Raw genomic sequence first — 23757 nt, 5'->3', positions numbered from 1 at the left:
GGTTCAGCGCAGCGACCGCCTTAGTGTAAGGCCGGCTCCGTCGCCCGCGCCGCATGATGCGCCCGGAACAGCTTGCCGCGCTCCGTGATTAGCACTACCCCCAGTGCGGCCAGCCCGAGCAGGAAGAAGCCCAGCGCCAAAGGCACGACGGTGCCGTTGAAAGCCTGGCCGATCGCCAGTCCCAGCAGGGCGCCGCCGCAAGTCGAGACGAAGCCCTGGACCGACGACGCGGTACCGGCGATCTCGCCGACATTCTCCATCGCCATAGATCCGAAGTTCGAACCGATCAGGCCGAAGCAGAACATCGTGGCCCATTGCAGGATCGCGAAGCTCAGCATGGTCTCGTGCCGGGTCATCGCAACGACGACATGGACGGCGCTGACCCCGATCAGGCCCAGCAGCGCCGTGTGCGAGACCTTGCGCGTGCCGAAACGCTCGACGATGCGCGAGTTGATGAAGGCCGACACCGCCATCGACAGGCCTACGCCCGCGAACACCGCCGGAAACCATTTCGGCGCATGGAAAATGTCGGCGAAGATCTGCTGGACGGAATTGATGAAGCCCATCAGCGACCCGAAGATGAGCGTCATCGCGAGCATGTAGCCCAAAGCGGTCCGCTCGCGCAGCGTCTGCGCGATTCCCTGCCCGATCGCGCGTGCCGACAAGGGCCGCCGATATTCGGGATGCAATGTCTCGTGCATCAGAAAGCCCGAGATGATCACGACCACGCCGGCGAAACCCGCCAGGAAGAAGAAGATCAGCCGCCAGCTGCCGAGCAGCATGATCAACTGGCCGATGCTCGGCGCCATGATCGGCACCGCCAGGAAGATCATGAAGGAGATCGACATGACCCGCGCCATCTGGCGTCCGGAGAAGCAATCGCGCACGATCGACACCGTCAAGACGCGCCCCGACGCGCCGGCAATGCCCTGGAACAGGCGCGCCGCCAACAATGCCTCGAAGCTTTGGGACAGGCCGGCGATGATGCTCATCGTGCTGAACAGCAGCAGGCTGACGACGAGGATCGGCTTGCGCCCATAGCTGTCCGACAGCGGCCCGTAGACGATCTGCGCTGCACCGAAACCGAACACGTAAATCGCGATCACCCATTGTTGGTGATTTTCGGTGGCGATATTGAGCGAACGCCCGATCTCGGGCAGCGCCGGCAACATCGAATCGATACCGAGCGGGGTGACCGCCATCAGCGATGCGATCAGCGCGACGAACAGCCCGAACGCCATGCCGGGCCCGGCGCCCTGGGACGCGGGTTTTGGATCGATTTGTGTGGGCATGGAAGCCTCTATGCCGCCTTTGCTGCGGTGCGGCAAGGATCAGGCAAAGAAAAACGGCCGCAAACCAGGTTGGTCTGCGGCCGCCTTTAAGAATGTCGTTGAAGCTTAGACCGTGGCCTTCGGCTTGCGGCCGGGCTTGGCGCCACCCGTGCGCGGCTTGCGGCCGAGCCCGATCTTGTGCGCCAGCGCGCGGCGCTGCTCGGCATAATTGGACGCGACCATCGGATAATCGCGCGCAAGGCCAAAGGCTTCGCGATAGGTTTCCGGGGTGTAGCCATGCTGCGAGATGTGGCGGCGAAGCATCTTATACTGCTTCCCGTCGATCATGCTCACGAGATAATCGGGCTTGACCGATGCGCGGGCGGAAACTGCGCCCTTGGGCTTTTCAGCCTGCGGCTCGGGGGCGCCGGTGCCGACCTGCTGGAGCGCAGTATAAACGCTCTGGATCAGGCTACCCACTTCGGCGGTGGGAACGCTGTTGTTGCTGACGTGAGCTGCAACAATGTCGGCCGTGAGGGTAATCAATTCCTGATTGTCAGTCGCCACTTTAATACTCCTTGGGGAAACGGCGCATATAGGAGGCGATTTCTGCCTCCGCCAGCTATAGCTAAGGCTTAACTGTAATTTATCCCCGATTAATGCACGATTGATCGTGGCGCGGCGATCCTGACGGGCGCGCGTTGCACAAGCCTTTTCGCCTTCCCATATCCCGGCCACAACTTACGGGACGGGCAATGAGCGAAGACAAGATCGGCTGGCATGGAACGACAATCCTGTCGGTGAGAAAGAATGGTAAGGTGATCGTGGCTGGCGACGGCCAGGTCAGCCTCGGCAATACGGTGATCAAGCCCAATGCGCGCAAGGTGCGTAGGCTGGGCAATGGCGAGGTGATCGGCGGTTTCGCCGGCGCCACCGCCGATGCTTTCACCCTGTTCGAACGGCTCGAGCGCAAGCTGGAACAGCATCGCGGTCAATTGCTGCGGGCGGCGGTCGAACTCGCCAAGGATTGGCGCACGGACAAATATCTCCGCAACCTCGAAGCCATGATGATCGTCGCCGACAAGGAAGTTACTTTGATCCTAACCGGTAATGGCGATGTGCTTGAGCCCGAAGCAGGCGTCGCCGCGATCGGATCGGGCGGCAATTATGCGCTCGCCGCGGCCCGCGCGCTGGTCGATTACGAAGACGATGCGGAAACGATCGCGCGCAAGGCGATGCAGATCGCAAGCGAGGTCTGTGTCTTCACTAATGGCAACCTGACGATCGAGACGCTGGACAGCGCGACCTAATTCGCACCGTCCGCTTCGACCCCTCCTTTTCCGCCCTCCCCGCGCGGGAGGAAGATAGAGTATCCAATGAACGACGCACTTACCCCCAAGGCCATTGTTGCTGCGCTCAACGAGCACATTATCGGCCAGGACGACGCCAAGCGCGCGGTCGCGGTCGCGATGCGCAACCGCTGGCGCCGGCAGAAACTCGCGCCGGAACTGCGCGACGAGGTCAGCCCCAAGAACATCCTCATGATCGGGCCCACCGGCTGCGGCAAGACCGAGATCAGCCGCCGCCTCGCCAAGCTTGCCGATGCCCCGTTCGTGAAGGTCGAAGCGACCAAGTTCACCGAGGTCGGCTATGTCGGCCGCGACGTCGAGCAGATCGCCCGCGACCTCGTTGAGGAAGCGATCCGGCTCGAGAAGGAACGCCGCCGCGCCGCGGTGAAGGACAAGGCCGAGGAAGCGGCGATGGCCCGCCTGGTCGACGCCTTGGTTGGCAAGGACGCCTCGGAAGCGACCCGCGCGTCGTTCCGGCAGCGCTTCCAGGACGGCCATCTCGACGACAGGGAAATCGAGATCGAGGTTGAGGATAGCGGCAACGGCACGATGGAGATTCCCGGCGTGCCCGGCCAGGTCAGCATGCTCAATCTGTCCGAGATCATGGGCAAATTGGGCGGCGGTCGCATGAAGAAGCGCAAGCTGCCGGTGCGCTCCGCCTGGACCAAATTGGTCGAGGAAGAAGCCGACAAGCGCCTCGATCAGGAGGACGTCGCTCGGGTGGCGCTGGCGGACGCCGAAGCCAACGGCATCGTCTTCCTCGACGAGATCGACAAGATCGCGGTCAGCGACGTGCGCGGCGGATCGGTCAGCCGCGAAGGCGTGCAGCGCGATCTGCTGCCGCTGATCGAGGGCACGACGGTCGCGACCAAATATGGGCCGATGAAGACCGACCATATCCTGTTCATCGCGTCGGGCGCGTTCCACGTCGCCAAGCCAAGCGATCTGCTGCCCGAGCTGCAGGGTCGCCTGCCGATCCGGGTCGAGCTGAAGCCGCTGACCGAACAGGATTTCGTGCGCATCCTGTCGGATACGCGCGCCAGCCTGACCACCCAATATCGTGCACTGCTCGGCACCGAGCAGGTCGAACTGACCTTCACCGAAGACGGCATCGCCGCGATCGCGCGGACCGCCGCCCAGGTGAATGACAGCGTCGAGAATATCGGCGCCCGCCGCTTGCAGACGATGATGGAGAAGCTGCTCGAGGATGTGAGCTTTCACGCCGAGGATCGCGGCGGCACCACGCTCACGATCGACGGGGCCTATGTGGATTCGCAGCTGGCGGCGGTCGCGCGCGACACCGACCTCAGCAAATATGTCCTGTAGCGTGCAGCGGCCTGCGCGTGGAGAGCGAGGTTAAGGCTCTTCCGCCGCTCGAAGCACGCACGGGACTTGGGTGGGTGCGCTGCCATTCCCCCGATTGACTCGACGGAGGATCGCGGCGACCCTTGCCCAAGGGGGGCGTCGCGTGAGACCATCATTGCCGATTGCAATCGCGGCCGCGGTGCTGGCGACGCCCGCCCTTCATGCCGTGAAGGCGAAGATCGGCCAGTTCGCGCCCGACTTTCGCGTGACGACCGTCAGAAAAGACAAGATCGATCTCGCGTCGCTCCGCGGCAAGGTGGTGATCGTCAATCGTTGGGCGACCTGTGCGTGCCATGCCGCGCCGAATTCATCCTGTTCGAGCAATATACGCCATTACGCGCGAAATATGGCTTCACCGTCATCGCGATCGAGACCGGCGGTGCCGAAGCGAACAAGGCGATGCGCGAGGTCGCCAATATGGTGCATTTCCCCGTGGTGTTGGGTGATCGTGCGCATGCCGACGCCTATCCGATCATCGATAACGGCGTCCCGACCAACTATGTGATCGATCGCGCCGGCGTGGTGCGCTACGCCAAGGCCGGGGCCTTCGAACTGGACGAACTGGAAAAGGTCATCGTCCCGCTGCTCAACCAGCCCGCCCCTGCCGACGCCCCCGCGGCCGCACCGGCCCGGTAACGCCCGCTCGACAGCGGGCGCGGGCCTTGCCACAGCAGCCTGATGTCCCTCACCGAACGCATTCTCGCCCCCATCGCCGCCTGGATCATCGCCGTGATCTCCGCCGGCGGCTATGCCGGCATCGCCTTCCTGATGGCGATCGAGAGCGCCTGTATCCCGCTCCCGTCCGAGATCATCATGCCCTTCTCGGGGTATCTGGTCTCGACCGGCCGCTTCAATCTGTATCTGGTCGCGACCGCCGGCGCGATCGGCTGCAATCTCGGCTCGATTGTCGCCTACGAGGTCGGCAAGCATGGCGGCCGCGCCTTCGTCGCGCGCTGGGGCCGCTACGTGCTGCTCAACATGGACCATCTCGACCAGGCGGAGCGCTTCTTCGCCCGCTGGGGCAGCATCACCGTGCTGGTGTGTCGCCTGCTGCCGTTCGTGCGCTCCTTCATCGCCTTTCCCGCCGGCGTCGCCCGCATGCCGCTGCTCCGCTTTCACATCTATACCTTCATCGGCTCGTGGCCGTGGTGCTTCGCGCTGGCGTGGGTCGGCATGAAGCTGGGCGCCGCCTGGGCGACCGATCCGCGCCTGTCGCACATCCTCCACGGCGCCGATGCCGCCGTCGTCGCCGCTCTCGCCGCCGGCATTGTCTGGTTCGTGTGGCGCGAAATCAAGAAGCGTAAGGCGCGCTAGGCCCGCAACGGCCAACGCCCCACCTCGACATGCTTCGTCTGCCCCACGAAGCTATCGATCAGCACGAAATCCTCCACGGTCCAGACGATCGGGTCGATCTCCGTCTCGAACGTCAGTTCGTTGCCGTAAAGCAATGTGATGTGCGGCCGGAAGCGCCGCTCCAGCCGGACATCCATGCCCGCCCGGATCAGTCGAAGGCCGAGCCGTTCGCGAAACAGGCGAAGGTGATCGAGCGGCTCGCCCGGCAACAGTACGATCGATGTGGCCCCGCCGGCCAGCCGATCGAACATGACCGGGAACGGGCTTGCCTCCATATCTGTGACAGCCTCCGCGGCTTCTTCCCGCAAACCCTCCGGCAAGGCGCCTTCGTGCACCAGGTTCAAAGTACTGATGTGCAGCCGATCGGCACCCACCGGTTTGCCACCCACAGGCAGCAATGCGGTCGCCTTGGCCAGACGCAGGCGAATGTCTTTCGGCGGCTGAATTGCAAAGAACAGATTGTGCACCGCAAGCTGCGGCGACGAAGCCGATCGGGGCATCGCGAACTCCGATAAATGACCAGGATTTGTTCTTCCTATGTTCTTCCTGCAATCGGCTGCAACCGCGATCCGGTCCGGATCGGACCTTCGCCCATGGTCAAGGCTGGAGGAGAGCGGCAGCGATTGACCGTGGTAATCGCCTCGGACATTCGGAGCGGGGAGGAATCGATGGGCGAGATCAGGCTGCATCCAAGCTGGCTCGAACCGCTGAAGGGCGAGTTTGACGATCCCTACATGCAGGCCCTGCGCAGCTTCCTGCTGCGCGAGAAGCAGGCGGGCAAGCGCATCTTCCCGAAACCCGCCGACTGGTTCCGCGCGCTCGATCTGACCCCGCTGGAGGACGTGCGCGTCGTCATCCTCGGCCAGGATCCCTATCACGGCGAAGGCCAGGCGCATGGCCTGTGCTTCTCGGTCCAGCCGGGGGTCCGCACGCCGCCGAGCCTCGTCAACATCTACAAGGAAATGGAACGCGACCTCGGCATCCCGCCCGCGCGCCACGGCTTCCTCGAACATTGGGCCAGGCAGGGCGTGCTGCTGCTCAACGCGGTGCTGACCGTGCAGATGAGCATGGCCGCATCGCATCAAGGCCGCGGCTGGGAACGCTTCACCGACGCCATCATCCGCCTGGTCAATGCGCGGCCCGAGCCGGTCGTGTTCATGCTGTGGGGCAATTACGCGCAGAAGAAGGCGGCGTTCGTGGACAGTATCGACAAGGGCGGGCGCCACCTCGTGCTCAAGGCCGCCCACCCCTCGCCCTTGTCCGCGCATAGCGGCTTCTTCGGCTGCAACCATTTCTCGAAGGCGAATGCCTTCCTCACGGCCCATGGCCGGCAGCCGATCGACTGGCAGCTGCCCGCGCCGGGTTAGGCGTCGCGCTTGGTCGCGGGAATGAAAGCGACCAGCCGATTGTCGCACCACAATTCGCAATCGACTTCATTGGTCTCGGCGCGCGCCGCCTCGATCGCAGCGACGTCATCGGCCGCGTCGAACGTGGCCGTGCTGGAAACGCGGTCATCCCGGAGGCGGTAGAGCCTGTAGCTGATCATCGCCGCTCCCCCGACCCCTCCGCCAAGCGCAACGGATCGTTACGGGGACGTTATAGTCTTTCGTGGGCCGCGCCACCACCCTTTTGCGGCACGATCCGGGCGCCGCATTGGCTTTCGGTTCGGCTTGGCTAGAAGGCGCGCATGACACGCACCCTTCGTCTCGGCACGCGCGGCTCGCCGCTTGCTTTGTGGCAGGCGAATATGGTCGCGGCTGCCCTGCGCGCCGCGCACGATTGGAACGAAGCCGCGATCGAGATCGTGCCGATCCGCACCACCGGGGATCGGGTGCAGGATCGCGCGCTGGCGGACATTGGCGGCAAGGCGCTGTGGACCAAGGAGCTCGACCGCGCCCTGCTCGCCGGCGACATCGATTTCGCGGTCCACTCTATGAAGGATGTCGAGACGATCCGTCCCGCCGAGATCGTTATCGCCGCGATGCCGCCGCGCGCCGACACGCGCGACCGGCTGATCGGGGCGGACAGCATCGCCGCGCTTCCCCAAAACGCGCGCGTCGGCACCTCGTCGCCGCGCCGGGCCGCCCAGATCCGCCGCGCCCGCCCGGACGCACAGATCCTCTTGTTCCGCGGCAACGTCGACACCCGCCTGCGCAAGCTGGCCGAGGGCGAGGCCGACGCCACTCTGCTGGCCGCCGCCGGTCTCGACCGGCTCGGCCGCGGCGATATCGGCACGCCGCTCGACTTCCTCCCCGCGCCTGCTCAGGGGGCGGTGGGCGTCGAGGCGCGGGCGGGCGATGCCGCGACGCGGGCGTTGCTCGCCGCGATCGACGATGCCGCGACCAGCCGCTGCGTGCTGGCCGAGCGCGCCTTGCTTGCCGCATTGGGCGCCGATTGCCGCTCCCCCGTCGCCGCGCTGGCCTGCGTCGAGGGCGACGCGATCCTGCTCCGCGCCGAAATATTGAGCGAAGATGGCGCCCTGTGGGAAAGCGGGGAGGCTCGCTTCGCCATCGCCGACGCCGCCGGGCCGGCTGCATTGGCCCGCACCCTGCTCGATCGCGCGCCGCCGCCGCTGCGCGCTTTGTTCGCCGCATGAGGCCGGTGCTGGTTCTGCGGCCCGAGCCGGGCGCGTCCGCCACCTTCGCGCGCGCCACCGCGGCCGGCCTCCAGGCGATCCCCGCACCGATCTTCACGCTCAAATCGGTGGCGTGGGACGCACCCGCTCCGCGCGAGCATGATGCATTGATGCTGACCAGCGCCAATGCCGTGCGCCACGCCGGCGCCGCGCTCGATCTCTATCGCGCCCTGCCCGCCTACGCCGTCGGCGAAGCCACCGCCGTCGCCGCGAGCGCCGCCGGCTTCGCCGATGTCCGCGTCGGCGCGAGCGATGCCGCCGCGTTGATCGGGCTGATGGCGCGGGATGGCGTGGCCCGCCCGCTTCACCTCGCCGGCCGCGATCGCAAGTCCGGGGCCGCGCCCTTCCCCATCGCGCGGCGGATCGTCTATGCCGCCGATCCGGTCGCGGCCCTCCCCGGCGCCGCCCGCGCCGCGCTGGGCCGTGGCGCAGTCACCCTGGTCCACTCGCCGCGCGCCGGCAGGCTGTTCGCCAGCCTGCTTGCCGCCGCCGAACTAAGCCCCCTCACCGTCTCGATCGCCGCGATCAGCGCGGACGCGGCATCGGGCAGCTGGAAAGAGGCCGCGATCGCCGCCACGCCCGATGATGCGGCACTGTTGGCGGCGGCCCTGTCTCTGTGCGACAAGGCGCCATGACCCAGACCGACTATTACGGGACGACCAGGCGGCGGGGGCGTTATGGCCTCTTGCTGATCGCATTCGTCGCATTCGTGCTCGGCGTCGGTGCCACGATCCTCGCCGTCCGCAATTGGGATCGGCTCGCGGGCCTCATCCGCCCGGCTGCCAAGGTCGCCGCAATCGTGCCCGCGCCGGCCCAGCCGGTCGTCCGCCCGATGCCGCCGCCCAGTGATCCGGCGCTCGATGAGCGGCTCGCCGCGATCGAATCGCGCGTCAACATGCTGGATGCCCGCGCGGCCGAGGCGTCGGGCGACGCCGATCGCGCCGAGGCGTTGCTGATCGCTTTCGCCGCCCGCCGCGCGCTCGATCGCGGCCAGCCGCTCGGCTATATCGAAGGGCTGCTGCGCGACCGCTTCGGTAGCAGCGACGCCCCCTCGGTCGTCCAGATCATCGCCGCCGCGCAGCGCCCGGTCACGCTCGCCCAGCTGCGCGACGGCCTGGAAGCGCTGCGCCCCACGCTCGTGACGCGCGGTTCGGATCAGGCCTGGTGGCCGGGCTTCAAGCATGAGCTGTCCAGCCTGTTCGTGGTGCGCCGCGCCGACCAGCCCTCGACCGTCCCGGCCGATCGCCTGACCCGTGCCGAGCACGCGCTCGAGGAGGGCCAGGTCGACGCCGCCGCCGCCGAGGTCGCGCGCATGCCCGGTGCCGCGCGCGCCAATGACTGGCTGGCCCAGGCGCGCCGTTACGTGCTCGCCCGCAACGCGCTCGACCGGATCGAAAGCGCCGCCTTGCTCAAGCCCAAGGCGAGCCCCGCGGTCGTCCCGGCGGCGATCGTCGACTGACGCCTCAAACCCGAGCCTTGCTCTCCTCGCCCATATTCTGCCGCAGCGCATTGAGCGCTTCCCGGCGCCGGGCGATCGGTCTACGATGCGCGTATCCCCGGGGGGCCGCGAGACTCGTGCGGCTGAGAGGCGAGGCGTTCCTCGCGACCCGTCGAACCTGATCCGGCTGACACCGGCGTAGGGAGGGGCGAAGGCGCGCAAAACCGGTCCGGGGGATTGGCGGGCGCCCAAGCAGGCCTCCCTCGAACATGAGGAAGACCGAAGCATGGCCGACATTCCCGCCCGCACCGAACTCGCCGTCACTACCGGGCCGATCCGCGGCTCGCGCAAGATCCATGTCGGCCCGCTCGGCGTGAAGATGCGCGAAATCGTGCTCGAGCCGAGCGCCAATGAGTCGCCGCTGCGCGTCTACGACACGTCCGGCCCCTATACCGATCCCAATGCCCGCATCGACATCATGGCAGGCCTCACCGAGCTGCGCCGCGACTGGATCCGCGGCCGCGGCGATGTCGAGGAGGTCGATCAGCGCGAGCTCAAGCCCGAGGATAACGGCCAGTTGGGCCCTGACCGCTCCGGCGGCGTCCAGCCCTTCCCCAATGTCCGCCGCCGCGTGCTGCGCGCCAAGCCGGGCATGAACGTCAGCCAGATGCACTATGCCCGCAAAGGCATCATCACGCCCGAGATGGAATATGTCGCTGAGCGCGAGAATCTCGGCCGCGAGCGGATGATCAGCCTGAACCGCGACGGCGAGGATTGGGGCGCGTCCATTCCCGATTTCGTCACCCCCGAATTCGTCCGCGACGAGGTCGCGCGCGGCCGCGCGATCATCCCGAGCAACATCAACCATCCCGAGAGCGAGCCGATGGCGATCGGGCGCAACTTCCTGGTCAAGATCAACGCCAATATCGGCAATTCAGCCGTGGCATCCGACGTCGCCGCCGAGGTCGACAAGATGGTGTGGTCGATCCGCTGGGGCGCGGACACGGTCATGGACCTCTCCACCGGCCGCAACATCCACGACACGCGCGAATGGATCGTGCGCAACTCGCCCGTCCCGATCGGCACCGTGCCGATCTATCAGGCGCTGGAAAAGGTCGGCGGCATCGCCGAGGAGCTGACCTGGGAGATTTTCCGCGACACTTTGATCGAGCAGGCCGAGCAGGGCGTCGATTATTTCACGATCCACGCCGGCGTGCGCCTGCCCTATATCCCCATGACCGCCAAGCGCGTCACCGGCATCGTCAGCCGCGGCGGATCGATCATGGCCAAATGGTGCCTGTCGCATCACCGCGAGAGCTTCCTCTACGAGCGGTTCGACGAGATCACCGAGATCATGAAGGCCTATGACATCGCCTATTCGTTGGGCGACGGCCTGCGCCCGGGCTCGATCGCGGACGCCAATGACGAGGCCCAGTTCGCCGAGCTCTATACGCTGGGCGAGCTCACCAAGCGCGCCTGGGAACAGGACGTGCAGGTGATGATCGAGGGCCCCGGCCACGTGCCGATGCACAAGATTAAGCAGAATATGGAAAAGCAGCTCGAGGCCTGCGGCGAGGCGCCCTTCTACACATTGGGGCCGCTTACCACCGATATCGCGCCGGGCTATGATCATATCACCAGCGGCATCGGCGCGGCGATGATCGGTTGGTACGGCACGGCGATGCTCTGCTACGTCACGCCCAAGGAGCATCTCGGCCTGCCCGACCGAGACGACGTCAAGGTCGGCGTCGTCACCTACAAGCTGGCCGCCCACGCCGCCGATCTCGCCAAGGGCCACCCCGCCGCCAAGCTGCGCGACGACGCCCTGTCGCGCGCCCGCTTCGAATTCCGCTGGCGCGATCAGTTCCATCTGTCGCTGGATCCGGACACGGCCGAGAAATATCACGACCAGACGCTCCCGGCCGAAGGTGCCAAGACCGCGCATTTCTGCTCGATGTGCGGCCCCAAATTCTGCTCGATGAAGATCACGCAGGAAGTGCGTGACTTCGCCGCCGGCAGGGCGGCTAACAGCGATCTGCTGGGAGCAGATCGCGATCCCGAACCTCGGCAGCTTGCCGAGGGGCAAGATGCCGCAAGGGATTTCGCCGCCAAGCAGAATGCCCCGGCCGACACCTTCATCGCCGCCAATGCCGAGGAGGCGGAGGCGGGCATGCAGAAGATGAGCCAGCTCTACAACGAGACCGGCCGCGAGCTCTACATGGGCGCGGGCGACCGCGAGCACGATTGAGCCATCGCCGGCGCGTTGCCCGGACTTGGTGGGTGACGTGCCGACATCTCTATCGTCACCCCGGACTTGATCCGGGGTCCAGCTTGCTTAAGCTCACGGCCGCCAGCGGACATCGCCCGCCGGCAGCGGAGTAACCAGCCATCTCCCGCATCGTCGAAAGCCTGACCGAACGTCAAACCGCCCGCGCCAGCATGCGCATCGGCAGCTTCGAAAGCGAGGCAAGCCTGACGGTGACGCCGGTTGGTCTGCTCGCCGTCGGCGGGCTGATGGCCGCGATCCTGCTTTCGAGCGCTGCCATAGTCCGCGCCGCGCGCCAGCGGATCGCGCCGCCCGATCTGCCGAGGCTGCCATGATCGAAGGCGGCTGCCTGTGCGGCCAGGTCCGCTATCGCGTCGCGGACAAGGCAGTGGCGCAGACCCTGTGCCACTGCATATCCTGCCGCCGCGCCACCGGCGGCGTCAGCGTCGCGTGGGCGGTGTTCGCGGAGGAGGATTTCGCGCTGCTGCAAGGCGAGGTGCGCGAATATTCCTCCTCGCCCGGCATCTTCTGGGGTTCATGCGCGACTTGTGGCAGCCTCGTCACCTACCGCCGTGATTCCCGCCCCGGCCATCGCGACGTCACCACCGCGACGCTGGATGACCCAGAAGCCTTCCCGCCGACGGTGGAGATTTGGACCGGAGAAAGGATCGGCTGGGAAATGCTCAATCCCGATCTGCCGCACAAGCTGCGGAGCAGCCTCAACGAATAGGCCGCGATCCGTGGCGATGGTATTGGGAAGATAGTTTATGACTGATCCACGCCGGGAAGCCGATCCGCTGGACAACGCGATCCCCCGCCCCAGGGCCGGGCATTAAGCCACACGCTTCCAGGCCTGCCTTCCCAAAAACAAACGCCGCCGAGCCTCGCAAGGGTCGCGCAGTCGCCTTGGCGGAAGGCCAGGTCAGACCTGCGCCATGCCGCCGTCCACCGGCAGTTCGGCGCCCGTGATGAAGCTGCTTTCATCGCTGGCGAGGAACAAAGCGGCCGAGGCTACTTCGTCGCCACGCGCCATCCGGCCGAGCGGGATCAGCTTCGTCAGCGTCTCGCGCACCTCGTCGGACGCTGCCGCCATCATGGCGGTGTCGGTCGGTCCCGGTGCCACGACGTTGACGCGGATGTTGCGGGGCGCCAGCTCGTTGGCCCAGGTCCGCGCGAACGAGCGCACCGCGGCCTTGGTGGCCCCATAGACGCCATAGCCCTTGGTTCCGATGGCGTCGGCGATCGAGCCCACCAGCACGACCGAGCCGCCATCCGGCATGATCGCCGTCGCAGCCTTGGCGGCGAACAGCAGCGCGCGCACGTTGAGGTCGAACGTCCGGTCGAAATGATCCTCGCTGATGGCGTCGAGCGTCGCGAATTGGGAGATGCCGGCATTGACGGCGAGCACGTCCACCCGTCCGGCCTCGCTGTGCACCGCCGCGAAGAAGGCGGCGAGCGCCGCCAGATCGGAAGCATCGACGCGGCGCGCGCGCAGCCGGCCGGCGCCCCGCTCGACCTCACCCTCTTCGGCGCCACGGCTGGTTGCGTAAACCGTGGCGCCTTCCGCGGCGAACCGCTCTGCGATCGCGCCACCGATGCCGCCATGGCCACCGATCACGACCGCGATTTTTCCTGAAAGCCTGCTCATACGTCCTCACATCGCTGGTGATGACGACTAGGTATAGTTCCTATATCTAATCACAAGAACGCACCCAGTGGTGCCTAGATATCGAGGCGTATATCCATGACCAAGGACGTGCTCGATCTACCGCTCGATGTCACCGCGGCGCGGCCCATCCTCGAACATATCGCCAACAAGTGGACCGTGCTGATCCTGAGCGTCCTCTGCACGCAGCCGGCGCGGTTCAACGACCTCAAGCGCCGCCTCGACGGTATCACGCACAAGGCTTTGTCCGAAGCGTTGAAGCGTCTCGAACGCAACGGCCTTGTCAGTCGCAAGGTGCTGCCGACGCAGCCGATCGGGGTCGAATATACAATTACCGACCTTGGCTGCTCGCTCCGCGAACCCTTCGCTGCCCTGTATAGCTGGTCGCTCGCCAACGGCCCCGCGATGGAAACAGCACAGCGTGCCTATGACACGTCGAGAAGAAACGAAGAGTAGGAGGAGGAGGTTTAGCCACCGGAGGAACTCCGCCTCGCCGCATCGTCCCACATCACGATCGATTTCGGGACAGCTGCGACATGACGCGCGACACCCCCGGCTGGTCGATGGACCTGCAACCTTGATCGCGCACGGGCATTGGAGGGCGGAACGTCGATCGACAATCACCCGCGCTCGGCTTCTCAGCCAGGCGGCATCAACGGAACCGAAAAATGGAAATGCGCAAGCTCGGCTCGCAAGGCCTCGAAGTCTCCGCCCTCGGCCTCGGCTGCATGGGTATGTCCGAATTCTATGCGGGCCGTGACGACGCGGAGTCGGTCGCCACGATCAACCGCGCGCTCGATCTCGGCGTCACCTTCCTCGACACGGCCGACATGTATGGCGTCGGCGCCAATGAGGAGCTGGTCGGTCGCGTCGTGCGCGAGCGGCGTGAATGGGTGGTGGTCGCCACCAAGTTTGGGAACGTCCGCGGCGCGGACGGCAGCTTCCAGGGTGTCAGCGGCCGGCCCGATTATGTCCGCCAGGCATGCGACGCCAGCTTGAAGCGGCTCGGGATCGACGTGATCGACCTCTATTATCAGCACCGCGTCGATCCGAACGTGCCGATCGAGGAGACGGTCGGCGCGATGGCCGAGCTCGTGACCGCGGGCAAAGTGAAATATCTCGGACTGTCGGAGGCGGCACCCGCCACGATCCGGCGCGCCCATGCAACGCATCCGATCAGCGCGCTCCAGACCGAATATTCGCTCTGGAGCCGCGATCCGGAAGCCGAGATTCTACCGACGATCCGCGAGCTCGGCATCGGCTTTGTGCCCTACAGCCCGCTCGGGCGCGGCTTTCTCACCGGCCAGTTCAAGAGCCCGGACGACCTGCCGGCAGATGATTATCGGCGAAATGCGCCACGCTTCCAGGGCGAAGCCTTCCAGAAGAATCTCGATCTGGTCAGCGAGATCGAGCGGCTAGCCGCCGAGAAGGGCTGCACCCCTGCCCAGCTCGCGCTCGCCTGGGTGCTGGCACAGGGTGAGGACGTGGTCCCGATCCCGGGCACCAAGCGCCGCAAATATCTTGAGGACAATCTTGGCGCACTGGACGTGACGCTGAGTGCAGCGGATCTCGCCCGCATCGACGAGGTGCTGCCGCCCGGCGCCGCCGAGGGCACGCGCTATGCCGCTCCCCAGATGGCGGCGCTGAACCTGTAACGAGGCTCCGTCAGCGGCGCTGCCCCAAGCGCAGCGCGGACCACCGCCCGCGCGACTATAGTGTTGATCGTGAGGATCGGCTGAAGCGCCGGAGGGTAAGATCCGCATATCATTGCGAGCGATAGTCACTCCTGCTACCCCGCACACCATGGAGGGTCAGCATCGAACAATCGGCAGCCGTTAATGCTGGCGTCGGCGTCGGTTTCATCCTGGCACTTCTGCTGGTCTATGGCGGGATAATCGCCATCGGCTTTTTTATCTCGCGATGGCTTACGCGAAAACGCCATGATGGACGCAAGGTGCGATGGCCGTTGTGGATCGCAGTAGCTTTCGTCTTGCTGATCGCGTTGGGGCAATTGGCATCGCTGGCCCAAACCCAACAGCTTTCATCGGCCACCGTGGCCGCTGAAGTCGAGCGAAGGAGCGGAGACTGGCATGACGAGCTCGAGGGTAGAACGGATCGCCCGCCTCCTCTGCCAGCACGATCTGGCCCCCCTGCGCGCGCGTCGAACGTAAGGACTGCCTCGAGCAGGCCCTCAGCTCGACTGGCCTGTGCTTGCAAACACCCGCCGCCTACGGCCCAGTTGCGGACGTTATGCAGCCTAGGAGCGGCTGCCAATCGCAGGAGGGCATGTGCTTCGCCACGTTCTGGAAGAACGCAACTCTCTGATTTTCAGTCCAGAGCGCCTTGAAGCCCAACGATATCACAGTCCCTCGCAAGTGCCGTCCAAAGCCGCTTAGTGAAGCAGCTCCGCTATCAGGGCGCTTTCACCATCCGTTGGACAATCAACTGAGCCGCCATTACTCGTCGTCGCAACGGGCTGTAACCGATTACATTGACGTGTGAGGCCCGGCTGATGATGCGGAGCCGCAGGACTTTAGGGAGAATGAGGTGGGCGCTCGGTGGATGTTGACCGTGATAGCATTCTGCTCGTTCACACATATGCCAGGCGTTCGCACTCAACCGCGGTTTGATCCGGCAGTAGCAACAGTCGCCCAGATCAATGCAGCGTTCCAGGCCGGCAGCCTCTCCTCCGAGCAGCTGGTCCGCCTCTCATTGGCCCGAATCCGGGCATATGATCCCACTCTCCATGCCATGCTGGCGATCAATCCCACGGCGATTGCCGAGGCGAAGGCGCTCGACGCCGAGCGGAGAAGCAAGGGACCCCGCTCCGCTCTGCATGGCGTCCCCATCCTGCTTAAGGACAATATCGACACGCATGATATGCCGACGACGCTTGGCTTTTACGGCTTCAGGGGCGCGCTACCCTATGCCGACGCCACGGTGGTTCGGCGGCTCCGCGCAGCAGGCGCCATCATCCTCGGCAAGACGAACCTCAGCGAACTGGCGTCAGGCCCTCCCCTGAGTTCGATGGGTGGCCAGACCCGCAATCCGAACGCATTGGAGTTCAGCCCAGCGGGATCATCCAACGGAACCGCCGTCGGGGTTGCGGCGGGCTATGCCCCGGTCGGAATAGCTACGGACACGACCGGCTCGGCGCGTTGGCCGGCAGCGACGAACGGTGTCGTCGGCATGCGCCCGACCACCGGCGCGATCAGCTATGCCGGTATCCAGCCCAACGCCCCCACCCTGGACAGCGTAGGCGCGATCTCACGCCACGTCGAAGATGCCGGTCTGGTGCTGGCAGTGCTCGAGGGAGATTCACCGCCGAGGCTCGACCCCGTAGCGCTACGCGGCGCGCGCGTCGGCTTTCCGCGTGTGGAATTCTCGGGCGATGACCCTGCGGTGGACGCGGCGATGACCGCCGCCATTGCGGCGCTGAAGGCCGCGGGCGCTACCGTGATCGACGTCGACCTGCCCGTGGGGCTGATCGACCTGAGTGATCGCCTCCAGGCGACGATCGTTCAGACCGAAGCCGTACCGAGCCTCGACGGATATTTGTCGAGCGCCTTTCCGCCTCGCTTTCCGCGCAGCCATGCCGAGATCACGGCACTCAGCCAGAAGCTCGTCGATGCGCCCATGCCAGGGGCGACGCCGAACCCCGGACGGCTTTCAGGGTACAAATGGGAAGCCGGCGCACCCCCGCTGACCGACGCCGGCTATCAAGCGGCGAAGACAGAGGGGCGGCAGTATCTGCGCGCCGCGCTGCGCTCGGTCTTCCTCGATCATCACCTGGATGCCTTGGTCTATCCAACGCAGACGATCCGCATCAATCGGCTCGGCGAGGACCCACGCCGCGATGCGCGTGGCCGGTTCGGCAACTTCGGACCGGTCCTCGCCAGCCTCGCCGGCTGGCCCGACATCAGCATTCCCGCGGGTGCGACGGCGGACGGGCTGCCATTCGGGATCTCGCTCCTCGGACAGGAGAACAGCGACCGCCAGCTCCTGAACTATGCCTATGCGTTCGAACAGCGTGTGGGTGCATCCAAGCTGCCGGTCGCGGCGCCGGAGCTTTCGGAACGACGGATTGAGCGAAAGCGGGAGACAAAGTGATGAGGCGTGCGCATGTCCTGACGCTATTCTGCGCAGCATCAGCGGCGCTCGTTAGGCTTTCGCCGGCAGCTGCAGCGCCTCGCGGCGAGGCGTTTGGTGCTCCGCTGGTTAAGCCAGCGCAGGCTGCGAAGCACGCGATCATCGCATGGGCACATCCTCGCCGGGTGGTGCGCTGGAATGGCCGCGGCATCGCCGGCATGCCGATCCTGATCAAGGACAATATCGAGACACGCGATATGCCGACCACGGCGGGTTCGCTCGCGTTGCTCCACAACGCGCCCGGCCGCGATGCGCCGCTGGTTGCCGGCCTTCGCCGTGCAGGTGCGGTGATCCTCGGGAAAACCAACCTTACCGAATGGGCAAACTTCAGATCGACGAGTGCAGTGCCCGGCTGGAGCGCCGTCGGCGGGCAGACCTTGAACGCTTATGATCCAGCCCGCACGCCGTGCGGGTCCTCATCGGGGAGTGCGGTGGCGGTGGCCATAGGGTTGGCGCCAGCGGCGGTGGGCACCGAGACCGACGGCTCTATCGTTTGCCCAGCCTCCGTCAACGGCGTGGTCGGCTTCAAGCCCACCGTTGGCCTCGTCAGCCGGACGCATGTCATTCCGATCAGCCACCATTTCGACACGCCAGGGCCGATCGCGAGGAATGTCCGGGATGCGGCGCGGGTGCTAACGGCCATGGCGGGCAGCGATCCTGCGGACCCCGCCACCGCCGACGCCGACGGGCACACCATCGATTTCGCTGCAGCGCTTGACCTTCATGCCCTGCGGGGCGCGCGCATCGGCGTTCTACGCTACTCGCTTCCGTCCTATCCCGCAGAGACCCGGGCCTTGTTCGAGCAGGCCGTACGGCGGATGCGCGCTGCGGGCGCTGAGATCGTTGATATCGACACGCCGCCGCCACAACGCGATCTGATCGGCGGCTGGGAAGGCACGGTGATGGTCACCGACTTCAAGCAGGATCTCAACGCCTATCTCGCCAGCACCCGGCGCAGCCAAGTGCCGTGGCGCACGCTGGCCGCTCTGATCACCTTCAATCAGAGCGAGCCTCGCGAGATGCGCTATTTCAAGCAGGAGTCCTTCGAAAACGCCGAAAGGGCGATCGGACCTGACGATCCGGCCTACGCGACGGCCGCTGTCAACGCAGCCCGCGCCGCCGGGCCGGAGGGCATCGACCGAATGCTGTCCGCGAACCATGTCGACATCCTCGTGGCGCCGACCACCTCCCGCGCAGGCACCCTCGACCGCACCGACGACGATCGGATGCAAGGATCCGCGGGTCAGCTGCCGGCCGTCGCCGGCTACCCGCATTTGACCGTCCCGATGGCGCTTGATCGCGGTATGCCGGTCGGCCTGAGCTTTATCGGCACTAAGTGGGACGATGCTCGCGTGCTCTCGGTGGGCTTTGCCTACGAGCAGCTTGGAAGGCCGCTTCGGTGAACTCGAAGAGCAAACTTGGACTGGCTGTTGGCCTTTGGCGTCCGTCTCGCACCTCTGCGGCGCTCGACGATGCAGGCTATCTCGCAACGCCCGTACTTCTGCGCGGCCTCCACTCCGCCCGGCCGGACCGCCGCCTCCGCCCTTCGGCTATCTGCTCCGGCGCGCGGGCACGGTTCTTGTCAGCCCATTGCCGCCCCGCTTGCGCGGCCTAAGGCGGATCGGCCGGCTCGTCTCGTCTCGTCATCGGGAAGTACCCAAGGATCCAATCGTAGCACGACGTCGCCTCGACCGCCTCGACCCGGGAAGACTAGTAATACCCGATCCTTTTTGGTGCGCCGATGCCGGTGCCGCGTAAGCGCTACCGCTTCTTCACGAACTCCGCCCGGAGCACCAGGCCCTTGATCCCCTCATAGCGGCAGTCGATTTCCTGCGCGTCGCCGGTCAGGCGGATCGACTTGATCACGGTCCCGCGCTTGAGCGTCTGGCCCGCGCCTTTCACCGTCAGATCCTTGATCAACGTCACCTGATCGCCGTCGGCCAAGATGTTGCCGACCGCGTCGCGCACCACGACTGTGTCATCCTCATCCGCGGCGACAGCGCCGTTGCCCGTCGGCACCCACTCACCGCTAGCCTCGTCATAGACATAGTCTTCGTCGTCAGCCGCCATCTGCTTGTCCTTCGTTACGCGCCTCGGGCCATCAAAGCTTGACAGTTGTACGCATTTAACGTACGCCCGTCGCGTTTTGCGCGGCCACGTGCGGCTTTCGGCTCTTTCTCAAGTTTGACAATCTCTCGACGACTTTTCGGATCGAGAAGATCACTGAATGTGCCGGCACCTGCGTCCGCTACGCGCGTGCCAAGGCAACCGCGCATGCCGGATCATCAAGTTCGTTTCTGGTGTTTTTTGTTTTTACCCTCGGCTTTCGCGCGGAGCTGAGAGCGCCCGCTGGTTCGCCGCAGGCTCAGTGCAAGGTCTCGCCGCGCGCCAGCATCGCCACATAATGCGCGATCTTGCGTGCCCGCGTCTCCGCCTTCTTCACCGCGCCGATGCGATAGAGGATGGCATAGCGGTTCGCGCCGGTCAGCGTCGCGAAGAAGGCAGCGGCGGCAGGGTCGGCGTCCAGCGCCGCCTGCAGATCGGGCGGCACTTCCGCCGTGCTCGCCGGCGCATAGGCCGCCTCCCAGCGCCCGTCCTTTTGCGCCGCCTCCACCTCCGCCATGCCGGACGGCTGCATCCGCCCCTGCGCGATCAATTCCAGCGCGCGCGTCCGGTTCTTCTCGGACCATTTGCTGCCCCGCTTGCGCGGCGTGAAGCGGATCAGCCAGCACGCCTCGTCATAGGGATGCAGCTGGCCGTCGATCCAGCCGTGACACAAGGCAACGTGGATCGCCTCGGCTTTCGACAGGCTGGCGATGTTCGATCCCCGTTTGGCCAGCTTCAGCCACAGGCCGGCCGATCCGGCGGGCTGCGCCGCCAGCCAAGCTGCGAAAGCGGACGCATCCGCAAAGCCAAGGATCAGCAGGCCGGCGCGCGTTTCGGCTGTGGTCATCACGGCTTTATGCACAGGCTGTGCAGCCGCGTCAGCCGGTGTTCCGCCGCCCAACGCATCTTACCCTTCACAATAGTGTGGCGAAAAAGCCGCACTTGTGGCGCTTTGCAACAAGCTGCACTTTACCCGCCTAAAGGTTCCGTTACGGTCCCAACATCCACCGAGCGGGGGCTCGGGGTACAATCGGCGCTGCGGCGTCCTGGGGGCTTATCAATGATGAACTTGTCCAGCCGGCTTTGCGCCGGCTCTGCGCTGTCGGCTATCCTGATCGCACTCGCCTCGCCGGCTTCGGCGCAGGTTTCGGGCGCGACGCCCGCCCCGACGCCGCCCGCGGCGACCAATAACGGCCCCAACACGCCCGCCGGCGTGGACGTTGCGGCCGCGACCGATTCCGAGGAAGTGGTCGTCACCGGCTCGCTGTTCCGCCGCACCAACACCGAAACGCCCTCGCCCGTTACCGTGCTGACCGCCGACACCCTCGCCAAAGCCGGCCTCACCACCGCGTCCGAAGCGATCCGCTCGATCTCGGCCGACAGCGGCGGCTCGATCGGCATCGGCTTCCAGAGCGGCTTTTCGGCCGGCGGTTCGGCGGTTTCGCTGCGCGGCCTCGGCGTTTCGTCGACGCTCGTGCTGGTCGACGGCCTGCGCTCCACCAACTTCCCGATCAACGACGACGGCCATAACGCCTATGTCGATCTCAACTCGATCCCGTTCAGCCTGATCGACCGCGTCGAAGTGCTCAAGGACGGCGCCTCGTCGACCTACGGCGCGGACGCGATCGGCGGCGTGGTTAATCTCATCCTCAAGAAGCAGTTCACCGGGGTCGCCGGCACTGTAGAGGGCGGCATCAGCAATCTCGGCGATGCGGCCCGGCAGCGCGGTAACCTGACGATCGGCTACGGCGACTATGCCGAAAAGGGCTTCAACATCTACCTGAACGGCGAATTCCAGCAGGACGGCCGCGTCAGCAATCACAGCCGCGGCTTTCCGTACAATAATCGCGATCTGACCTCGATCGGCGGCAACGATAATAACGGCGCCGACAGTTCGCTCACCACCGCGACGCCGAATGCCGTGGTCGTGCGCACGACCCAGTCCAACCTCAACAACCCGCTGAGCGGCGGCACGAGCTTGTTCAACAACAACTACACCACGCTCAACCTGACCAATTGCGCAAACGGCACCTACACCCAGACCGGCACCGGCGCCCTCGGCGTGGGCTGCAAGCACAATATCGAAGACGAATATTTCCAGATCGCGCCGAAGCAGCGTAAATATTCGTTCAACGGCCGCGTCAGCGTCCGCCTGTCGGATAATGTCGAAGGCTATATCACCGGCAGCTATTCCAATAGCTATGTCAGCATCCTCAACGCCCCGCGCGCGCTGCGCAACACGCAGCCTTATGGCGGTGCCCCGAGCCTGGCATCGAGCAACCCCGGCATCGTCCTGCCGGTCTATGTCTGTTCGGCGGGCATCAACTGCGCCACCGCGGCCGACCGCCGCCTCAACCCGAACAATCCCTATGCAGCGGCGTTCGCGGCGAACCCGACCCAGGGCGCGGCGCGCATCTATTATCTGTTCGGCGACATCAAGGCCGGCAGCGACCGCACCAACGAAGTCTATCGTTTCGCGAGCGGCCTGCACGGGACGATCGGCGACGACTGGACCTGGAAGGTCGACGGCGTCTACGCCCGCGACAATCTCAAGATCGTTCAGCACGGCTTCCTGAACATCGCCAACATCCTGAACGCGATCAACACGGGCGCCTACAACTTCGTCAATCCGTCGCAGAATACGGCAGCGGTGCGTGACTTCGTGGCGCCCGACAAGATCACGCCGTCCCATTCGCAGATGTATTCGCTCGATGGCGCGATCACCAAGCAGCTGTTCGATCTCCCGGGCGGCCCGCTGATGGTCGCGATCGGCGGCCAGGTCCGGCGCGAATCGCTGGTCAACAACAACCAGAATGCGGCCCTCGACACCTATAACCTCACCACCTCGTCGGCGTTCGGCAAGCACACCGTCTCGGCGGGCTATTTCGAAATCCAGGCGCCGATCCTGAACATTCTCGAGGTCAACGGCTCGGGCCGCTACGATCATTATTCGGAAGGCTTCGGCCGCTTCTCGCCGAAGATCGGCGTGAAGTTCACCCCGTTCCGTCAGCTTGCGCTGCGCGGCACCTATTCGCAGGGTTTCCGCGCACCGACCTTCGCCGAATCCGGCCCGCGGTCGCAATATGCGGGCTTCGTCACGACCCAGCCCCCGGGCAATTTCTGCGCGGCCCATGGCGGCTCGGCCACGGCGACCAATACCTGCGTAAACGGCGGCAATCCGTACAATCTGTCCTATTCGGTCGGCCGCGGCTTCGTCGGCAATCCCGATCTGAAGCCGGAAACGTCGCGCAGCTTCACCGGCGGCGTGATCTTCGAGCCGGTCCGCTGGTTCAGCGCGACGGTGGACTATTATAACGTCAAGAAGTCGAACCTGATCGCTAATGGCCCGCTCGCCGGCGATGCGATCGTCGCTTACTACAAGCAGTCGAACCTGGCGGCTGCGACCGCGGCGGTGGCGGCGGTCGGGCCGGGCTATTCGGTCAACACGATCGACGGCGTCGATCCGGCCTTCCCGAATGCGCTGCCCCGGCTGTTGATCATCAATGCGCCGTTCGTCAACGTGAACTCCGACAAGACCTCGGGACTCGATTTCTCGGCGACCGCGCGCATCCCGCTGGGTGACGGCATCCGCTTCACCAGCCGCGTGGAGGCGACCTATATCATTCAATATGATCGCCACACCGCGCAGGGCGTGCAGAAATATGCCGGCACGATGGGGCCGTATGATCTGTCGTCCGGCAACGGCACGCCGAACTGGCGCGGCAACTGGCAGAACACGCTCGACGTGGGCAAGCTGTCGGTGAGCGGTACCGCTTATTATGTCGGCAAGATCAAGGCGGTTGCCACCGACCAGGGCAATTTGAGCACGTCGTGCGCAGCCAGCCTCTACAAGTCGTCGCAGGCCGGCGTCCCGGTCGAGCGGTTCTGCTACGTCAAGAAGTTCATCAACGTCGACCTGAATGCGTCATATGAAGTGAGCGAGCATTTCTCGTTCTTCGGCAATATCGGCAACGCCTTCAACGCGCATGCGCCGATCGCGCCGGCCTCCTATGCCAGCTCGCCCAATTATCTGACCACCTGGCATTATGCCGGTCTGATCGGGCGGACGTTCCGCGCAGGCGCCAACTTCAGCTTCTGATCCTGGGGGGGATCAGCGTAGGAGGGCGGCTTCGGCAACGAAGCCGCCCTCTTATAGTGT

23 protein-coding genes and 1 riboswitch are annotated in these 23757 nt (G+C 65.4%); of the genes, 16 read left to right on the top strand and 7 right to left on the bottom strand.

The genetic code is table 11. The annotated features are described in order from the left end of the window. Window positions 1-20 precede the first annotated feature (20 nt). Both DX905_RS11980 and DX905_RS11975 read right to left on the bottom strand, forming a co-directional pair. On the bottom strand, window positions 21-1292 hold the full coding sequence (locus DX905_RS11980; protein ID WP_240320834.1) for a multidrug effflux MFS transporter: 1272 nt from the start codon (window positions 1290-1292) through the stop codon (window positions 21-23). Between the two features lie 105 nt (window positions 1293-1397). After that, window positions 1398-1838: a Ros/MucR family transcriptional regulator gene (locus tag DX905_RS11975; RefSeq protein ID WP_116091543.1), complete on the bottom strand. Its 441-nt coding sequence runs from the start codon at window positions 1836-1838 to the stop codon at window positions 1398-1400. Window positions 1839-2026: 188 nt separating this feature from the next. On the opposite strand from DX905_RS11975, the gene hslV reads away from it, so the two are divergent. The 4 genes from hslV to DX905_RS11955 all read left to right on the top strand — a co-directional run bounded on the left by hslV (window position 2027) and on the right by DX905_RS11955 (window position 5299). Further along, window positions 2027-2581 (top strand): ATP-dependent protease subunit HslV, encoded by a 555-nt coding sequence (hslV, locus tag DX905_RS11970; RefSeq protein ID WP_116091542.1) that lies wholly within the window; start codon window positions 2027-2029, stop codon window positions 2579-2581. Between the two features lie 66 nt (window positions 2582-2647). Beyond that, window positions 2648-3946 carry an ATP-dependent protease ATPase subunit HslU gene (hslU, locus tag DX905_RS11965; protein WP_116091541.1) on the top strand — a complete coding sequence of 433 codons (1299 nt, stop codon included), beginning with the start codon at window positions 2648-2650 and terminating at the stop codon, window positions 3944-3946. Window positions 3947-4273: 327 nt separating this feature from the next. Then, window positions 4274-4621: a TlpA family protein disulfide reductase gene (locus DX905_RS16085; protein ID WP_162875585.1), complete on the top strand. Its 348-nt coding sequence runs from the start codon at window positions 4274-4276 to the stop codon at window positions 4619-4621. Window positions 4622-4663: 42 nt separating this feature from the next. Then, on the top strand, window positions 4664-5299 hold the full coding sequence (locus tag DX905_RS11955; protein WP_116091539.1) for a DedA family protein: 636 nt from the start codon (window positions 4664-4666) through the stop codon (window positions 5297-5299). Here DX905_RS11955 and DX905_RS11950 read toward each other — a convergent pair. Then, window positions 5296-5838 (bottom strand): 2'-5' RNA ligase family protein, encoded by a 543-nt coding sequence (locus tag DX905_RS11950; protein WP_116091538.1) that lies wholly within the window; start codon window positions 5836-5838, stop codon window positions 5296-5298. The genes DX905_RS11955 and DX905_RS11950 overlap by 4 nt on opposite strands. Window positions 5839-6006: 168 nt before the next feature. Here DX905_RS11950 and ung point away from each other — a divergent pair, with 168 nt between their 5' ends. Further along, window positions 6007-6705 carry a uracil-DNA glycosylase gene (gene ung / locus DX905_RS11945; protein ID WP_116092526.1) on the top strand — a complete coding sequence of 233 codons (699 nt, stop codon included), beginning with the start codon at window positions 6007-6009 and terminating at the stop codon, window positions 6703-6705. Here the strand turns inward: ung and DX905_RS11940 are convergent. Further along, complete coding sequence (locus DX905_RS11940) at window positions 6702-6884, bottom strand: hypothetical protein (RefSeq protein ID WP_116091537.1); 183 nt, start codon at window positions 6882-6884, stop codon at window positions 6702-6704. The genes ung and DX905_RS11940 overlap by 4 nt on opposite strands. 141 nt (window positions 6885-7025) lie before the next feature. Between DX905_RS11940 and hemC the strand changes: the two genes are divergently transcribed. The 6 genes from hemC to DX905_RS11915 all read left to right on the top strand — a co-directional run bounded on the left by hemC (window position 7026) and on the right by DX905_RS11915 (window position 12407). Next, complete coding sequence (gene hemC / locus DX905_RS11935) at window positions 7026-7934, top strand: hydroxymethylbilane synthase (protein ID WP_116091536.1); 909 nt, start codon at window positions 7026-7028, stop codon at window positions 7932-7934. Beyond that, entirely contained in the window at window positions 7931-8608 is a 678-nt protein-coding gene (locus DX905_RS11930; RefSeq protein ID WP_116091535.1) for a uroporphyrinogen-III synthase, read from the top strand. The genes hemC and DX905_RS11930 overlap by 4 nt, the downstream gene beginning before the upstream one ends. Then, window positions 8605-9432, top strand: a complete 828-nt coding sequence (locus tag DX905_RS11925) for a COG4223 family protein (protein ID WP_116091534.1) — start codon at window positions 8605-8607, stop codon at window positions 9430-9432. The genes DX905_RS11930 and DX905_RS11925 overlap by 4 nt, the downstream gene beginning before the upstream one ends. 88 nt (window positions 9433-9520) lie before the next feature. After that, window positions 9521-9633: riboswitch (TPP riboswitch) on the top strand. A gap of 64 nt (window positions 9634-9697) precedes the next feature. Then, window positions 9698-11659, top strand: a complete 1962-nt coding sequence (gene thiC, locus DX905_RS11920) for a phosphomethylpyrimidine synthase ThiC (protein WP_116092525.1) — start codon at window positions 9698-9700, stop codon at window positions 11657-11659. 191 nt (window positions 11660-11850) lie between these two features. Then, window positions 11851-12012 (top strand): hypothetical protein, encoded by a 162-nt coding sequence (locus DX905_RS16080; RefSeq protein ID WP_162875584.1) that lies wholly within the window; start codon window positions 11851-11853, stop codon window positions 12010-12012. Beyond that, complete coding sequence (locus DX905_RS11915) at window positions 12009-12407, top strand: GFA family protein (protein ID WP_116091533.1); 399 nt, start codon at window positions 12009-12011, stop codon at window positions 12405-12407. The genes DX905_RS16080 and DX905_RS11915 overlap by 4 nt, the downstream gene beginning before the upstream one ends. Window positions 12408-12599: 192 nt before the next feature. Here the strand turns inward: DX905_RS11915 and DX905_RS11910 are convergent, their stop codons facing one another. Continuing rightward, a complete protein-coding gene (locus DX905_RS11910) occupies window positions 12600-13325 on the bottom strand; it encodes an SDR family NAD(P)-dependent oxidoreductase (protein WP_116091532.1) in 726 nt (241 codons plus the stop codon). Window positions 13326-13421: 96 nt separating this feature from the next. On the opposite strand from DX905_RS11910, the gene DX905_RS11905 reads away from it, so the two are divergent. From DX905_RS11905 to DX905_RS11890, 4 genes are all read left to right on the top strand, one after another. Beyond that, the gene (locus DX905_RS11905; protein ID WP_116091531.1) at window positions 13422-13799 is read left to right on the top strand and encodes a winged helix-turn-helix transcriptional regulator; all 378 of its coding nucleotides are present in this window, start codon (window positions 13422-13424) and stop codon (window positions 13797-13799) included. Between the two features lie 212 nt (window positions 13800-14011). Beyond that, window positions 14012-14998 carry an aldo/keto reductase gene (locus DX905_RS11900; RefSeq protein WP_116091530.1) on the top strand — a complete coding sequence of 329 codons (987 nt, stop codon included), beginning with the start codon at window positions 14012-14014 and terminating at the stop codon, window positions 14996-14998. Between the two features lie 907 nt (window positions 14999-15905). Next, window positions 15906-17453, top strand: coding sequence for an amidase (locus DX905_RS11895; protein ID WP_116091529.1), 1548 nt, complete (start codon window positions 15906-15908; stop codon window positions 17451-17453). Beyond that, a complete protein-coding gene (locus tag DX905_RS11890; RefSeq protein ID WP_116091528.1) occupies window positions 17453-18895 on the top strand; it encodes an amidase in 1443 nt (480 codons plus the stop codon). Before DX905_RS11895 ends, DX905_RS11890 begins: the two co-directional genes overlap by 1 nt. A gap of 358 nt (window positions 18896-19253) precedes the next feature. Here DX905_RS11890 and DX905_RS11885 read toward each other — a convergent pair whose 3' ends face one another. Together DX905_RS11885 and DX905_RS16295 are read right to left on the bottom strand one after the other, a co-directional pair. Further along, the gene (locus DX905_RS11885; RefSeq protein ID WP_116091527.1) at window positions 19254-19562 is read right to left on the bottom strand and encodes a zinc ribbon domain-containing protein YjdM; all 309 of its coding nucleotides are present in this window, start codon (window positions 19560-19562) and stop codon (window positions 19254-19256) included. A 295-nt stretch (window positions 19563-19857) separates the two neighbouring features. Beyond that, window positions 19858-20445 carry a YdeI/OmpD-associated family protein gene (locus tag DX905_RS16295; protein WP_116091526.1) on the bottom strand — a complete coding sequence of 196 codons (588 nt, stop codon included), beginning with the start codon at window positions 20443-20445 and terminating at the stop codon, window positions 19858-19860. A 213-nt stretch (window positions 20446-20658) separates the two neighbouring features. Here DX905_RS16295 and DX905_RS11875 point away from each other — a divergent pair, with 213 nt between their 5' ends. Continuing rightward, window positions 20659-23697, top strand: coding sequence for a TonB-dependent receptor domain-containing protein (locus DX905_RS11875; RefSeq protein ID WP_116091525.1), 3039 nt, complete (start codon window positions 20659-20661; stop codon window positions 23695-23697). Window positions 23698-23757 lie beyond the last annotated feature (60 nt).

It is taken from the genome of Sphingomonas crusticola, assembly GCF_003391115.1.
GTDB lineage: Bacteria > Pseudomonadota > Alphaproteobacteria > Sphingomonadales > Sphingomonadaceae > Sphingomonas_I > Sphingomonas_I crusticola.
This window is presented reverse-complemented; position numbering and strand designations above follow the sequence as displayed.